Source organism: Streptomyces sp. CO7 (assembly GCF_053474865.1).
On sequence record NZ_JBRIOU010000008.1, the window covers coordinates 130,151 to 135,024 of the forward strand.

At 72.0% G+C, this 4,874-nt stretch carries 3 protein-coding genes; 2 read left to right on the forward strand and 1 reads right to left on the reverse strand.

Features of this window, described 5'->3' with window-relative positions; all coding sequences use genetic code 11:
* The first annotated feature begins 356 nt into the window (after positions 1 to 356).
* A complete protein-coding gene (locus ACOV8S_RS25490; protein WP_448320870.1) occupies positions 357 to 1,517 on the forward strand; it encodes a metallophosphoesterase in 1,161 nt (386 codons plus the stop codon).
* A gap of 257 nt (positions 1,518 to 1,774) precedes the next feature.
* On the forward strand, positions 1,775 to 2,587 hold the full coding sequence (locus ACOV8S_RS25495) for a hypothetical protein (protein WP_448320577.1): 813 nt from the start codon (positions 1,775 to 1,777) through the stop codon (positions 2,585 to 2,587).
* Positions 2,588 to 2,660: 73 nt separating this feature from the next.
* Here the strand turns inward: ACOV8S_RS25495 and thiC are convergent, their stop codons facing one another.
* Positions 2,661 to 4,448, reverse strand: a complete 1,788-nt coding sequence (gene thiC / locus ACOV8S_RS25500) for a phosphomethylpyrimidine synthase ThiC (protein WP_448320579.1) — start codon at positions 4,446 to 4,448, stop codon at positions 2,661 to 2,663.
* Positions 4,449 to 4,874: the final 426 nt, after the last annotated feature.

The window sequence follows — 4,874 nt, forward strand, 5'->3', positions numbered from 1 at the left end:
TCACCGAGGACGGGCCCGCACGAGGACGGACCCGGTCGAGGGGCGGGCCCGTCCTCGGTGACGGGTGTGTCGGCAGGCCGGTCGCGGAGCGCGCGGGCGACCGTCGCGGAACCGTGGGCACGCCCGTCGCGAAGACGCGTGCGGGGAGGGCGGCAGGAGGCGGGACGGCGGCCGCCGGAGGGGCTTCAACCGGCGCACACCGTGCGATTCGGCCGAAATCCCGCCCGTCATCCCCTCATGCCGCAGGATTCACCACCCCTGGGTCGTCCCACGGCACGATCCGCGTTCCTATGATGGGCGCACGGCACCGCGGGCCGCTGCCACCAGGCAGTCCGATGCGGTGCAGACGCGGCGCGATGGTGGAGGGGTCGATGACTCAGGGGGCCGGTCGGGGACCCGAGGTGGAGCGCACGGCGACGCTGCGCGACTTCCGGGTGCCCGCATACGTCCACGAACCCGTTCCGCACACCGCGGCGGGGATGCCTCCCGCTCCCGTGCCGCCGGCCTCCGCCGCGCACGGCGAGCCCCCGGCGGAACCGCACCCCGGTTCGGTGCCGCCCGAGGACATCCCTGGTCACGGCGCCGACGACTACACCCCGACCGAGCGGGACCTCCCGGTGATCCGCCGCGGCGACACGCTGCAGCTCATCCCGTCCCCCGCCGCCGGTCCCGCCGAGGCGACGACCGCGGGCAAGCCCGCCCCCGGCCCGCTCTACGTCGTCGGCGACGTCCACGGCTACCTGGACGAACTCCTCGACGCGCTGCGCGAGCAGGGCATCGTCGACGCGAACGGCGAATGGTCGGCCGGCACCACCCGGCTGTGGTTCCTCGGCGACTTCACCGACCGGGGCCCTGACGGGATCGGCGTGATCGACCTCGTGATGCGGCTGTCGGCCGAGGCCGCGGCCGCGGGCGGCTACTGCAAGGCGCTGCTCGGCAACCACGAGCTCCTTCTGCTCGGTGCCAAGCGGTACGGCGACACGCCCGTCAACTCCAGCGCGGGCACCGCCACCTTCCAGGCCGCCTGGCTGCTCAACGGCGGCCAGAAGGCGGACATGGAGCGTCTGCGCGACCACCACCTGCAGTGGATGTCGCGGCTCGCCGCCATGGAGGAGGTCGACGGGCATCTGCTGCTGCACTCCGACACCACCGCCTACCTGGAGTTCGGCGCCTCCATCGAGGAGGTCAACGACACCGTCCGGGAGACGCTGACCCGCAACGACCCGGACGAGGTGTGGGACCTCTTCCGCAAGTTCACCAAGCGGTTCGCCTTCCGCGACGGCGGCGTGGAAGCCGCCCGCGAGCTCCTCGACGCCTACGGCGGCACCCGGATCGTCCACGGCCACAGCCCGATCCCGTACCTCACCGGCGAGGCCGGCTCGGAGGACGGCGCATCGGGTGCGGGACGCTCCCCGATCGACGGACCGCACATCTATGCCGACGGCCTGGCCGTCGCCATGGACGGCGGCGTCACCATGGCCGGCACCCTCCTGGTGCGGCGCCTGCCCGTCGCCTGACCCGGCGCATCCGCCGCCGGTCCCGGCTCCTGATCACACGCAGTGATCAACTCCCTGGCGCATCAGGGGAGTTCATACGTCGCATTTCCTGCCGGATCCGGCGTGGATCCGGCAGGAAACCGGGAAACTCCCGGAATTCCCCTTGTCATTACCCGCCGCCACGGCACTACCATCGGACTATCCGTAGCAGGCTCCCCTCCGTCCCAGCCAGACGGCTCGTCGGCATGCCGAGCCACAGCCCTACGGAGCATCGGGGGATGCAGATGACCAGCCACCCGCAGCACCTGCGGAACGAGGACCGCCCCGATTTCGAGCGAGCCCTGGACGAGGTTCTGCGCTCGACCCCGCGCGACAACGACCCGGCGGTACTCACCGGGCGGCCGAACACCGAGCAGCTGCGCACCCACGCCCTGGCCTGCGCCGACGAGATCGTCCAGGCGGCGGCCGTCGAGTACGGCCACTACCTCGACCTCCGCGACGGCCTGCGGCGCCTGGCCGACTCGGCCGGAAAGCCGGAATCCGACACCGCGGAGAACGCCGCTCTGCCGGAGGCCGACGCCTCCGGCCCCGGCGCGGGCGCCGTGGCCGTCGTCCTGGCCCCCCTGCTGGCGGGGGCGTCGGCCGTCGTGCTGCTGCTGATCGGCTACGTGCTGAAGATGGTCACGCCGGAACCGGCCATGGCGCGAACGCTGTTGACCGCCGGCTGGGTGTTCGGGGCGCTGGCCGCGGGCGGCCTGCTGACCGCCGCGGCCGGACTGCTGGTCGCCGCGCTGCGCAACGGCGCCCGGGCCTACCACGTGGAGCCCCGGCACCGGCAGGACGCGGAGCTGGAGCGCGCCCGCCTGGAGTGGCTGGAGGCTCTGCGCGAGCTCGGTCTCCATCCCTTCCTGGAGAAGGCGTCGGCCTCCGCCTCCCGGGTCGCCCCGGCGGGCGGACCGCTGCCCGCGCCGGGCGACCAGGACGGCCACCCCGGCGCCCGTCGGGAGCCGGGCCGGATGACCAGCCCTCGCTTCAGCAGCCCGGGCTACAGCAGCCCCGACTTCTCCAGCCGGGACCGTCGCAACCCCTGAGGTGACGCGGCCACGCCGGCCGGGCGCGCACAGGCGCCCGGCCGGCGTGGCACGCCGCCGCACCGGCTCGCGGTCAGTCCGCCGCGGTCTCCAGCTGCTCGGGCCGCTCGGTCAACGGCACGTAGACCTGATTGCCGCGTGCCGCGAACTCCTTGGACTTCTGCAGCATCCCCTCGGCGATCTCCTCCGGCGAACCCGCTGCCGCGTCACCGCCGAACCGCTCGTTGATGTCCCGGCTGATCCGCATCGAGCAGAACTTCGGGCCGCACATGGAGCAGAAGTGCGCCGTCTTCGCAGGCTCGGCCGGGAGCGTCTCGTCGTGGAACTCCCGTGCCGTGACCGGGTCCAGGGAGAGGTCGAACTGGTCCTCCCACCGGAACTCGAAGCGGGCGTCGGAGAGCGCGTCGTCCCATTCCTGGGCGCCCGGGTGTCCCTTGGCCAGGTCCGCGGCGTGGGCGGCGATCTTGTAGGTGATCACACCCGTCTTGACGTCGTCGCGGTCGGGGAGGCCCAGGTGCTCCTTGGGCGTCACGTAGCAGAGCATCGCGGTGCCCCACCAGGCGATCATCGCCGCGCCGATCCCGGAGGTGATGTGGTCGTAGCCCGGAGCGATGTCCGTGGTCAGCGGGCCCAGGGTGTAGAACGGCGCCTCGTCGCAGATCTCCTGCTGGAGGTCGATGTTCTCCTTGATCTTGTGCATCGGGACGTGTCCCGGGCCCTCGATCATCGTCTGCACGCCGCACCGCCTGGCGATGCGGCCGAGCTCCCCGAGGGTGCGCAACTCGGCGAGCTGCGCCTCGTCGTTGGCGTCGGCGATCGATCCCGGACGCAGGCCGTCGCCCAACGAATAGGTGACGTCGTACGCGGCGAGGATCTCGCTCAGCTCCTCGAAGTGCTCGTAGAGGAAGCTCTCCCGGTGGTGGGCCAGGCACCAGGCGGCCATGATGGAACCGCCACGCGAGACGATGCCCGTCTTCCGGCCGGCAGTCAGCGGCACGTAGGCCAGCCGGACACCGGCGTGCACCGTCATGTAGTCCACGCCCTGCTCGGCCTGTTCGATCACCGTGTCCCGGTAGATCTCCCAGGTCAGCTCCTCTGCGCGGCCTTCCACCTTCTCCAGCGCCTGGTAGAGCGGCACGGTGCCGATGGGGACGGGCGAGTTGCGCAGCACCCACTCCCGCGTGGTGTGGATGTTGCGGCCCGTGGAGAGGTCCATGACCGTGTCGGCGCCCCAGCGGGTCGCCCAGGTCATCTTCTCCACCTCCTCCTCGATGGAGGAGGTCACCGCCGAGTTGCCGATGTTGGCGTTGACCTTCACCAGGAACCGCTTGCCGATGATCATCGGCTCGATCTCCGGGTGGTTCACGTTGGCGGGCAGCACCGCCCGGCCCGCCGCGATCTCCTCGCGCACCACTTCGGGAGCGACGTTCTCCCGGAGGGCGACGAACTCCATCTCGGGCGTGATCTCGCCGCGTTGCGCGTAGGCGAGCTGGGTGACCGGACGGCCGTCCCGGCCGCGGCGCGGAAGCCGCGGCGCCCCGGGGAACACCGCGTCCAGGTTCCGCAGCCCGCCACGCGGCGAGGTGTGGCGGATCCCGTCGTCCTCGGGCCGGACCGGGCGGCCCGGATACTCCTCGGTGTCCCCCCGGGCGACGATCCAGTTCTGCCGCAGTGACGGCAGGCCCCGGCGGACGTCGGTGGCCGCCGCGGGGTCGGTGTACGGGCCGGAGGTGTCGTACAACGACACCGAACGGCCATTGGTGAGGTGGATCTGCCGCATCGGCACGCGGATGTCGGGGCGCGAGCCCTCGACATAGCTCTTGTGCCAACGAGCAGGCGTGCGTACGTCCTTGTCGGTCATGAGACCTACTCCCTACGCCGGCATTACCCGGTAACAGGTTCGGCGGTCGACGCAGCGGTCTCCGTAGCGATGTTTCCCGTGAAACATCGTCTGCCCGCCCCGGATCAGGGGCGGTGCGGAGGTCAGCGTCCTCTCAGCCCGGTGCTCCGAGCTCCCGCGTGTGCAAAGGTGACCCCACGCTAGCGTCTCGCCGGGCGCGGTGAACAGTAGGCCCCTGTCACTCTTGGGATGATCTGTCCGTGAGCACCATGCAACCGCCTCCCGAACCGCCGCGTTCCCCCAGCGGCCCTCGCATGCCGCACGGCCACGCCCACGGCGGCGGGCCCGGTCATGGCCCCGGTCCCGCCTACGGTCCGCCCCCCGGCTACGGCCCGCCGCCCGGCCGCGGATCCGCTCCCGGCACGGGAGCGGGCGCCGGCCCGGGTC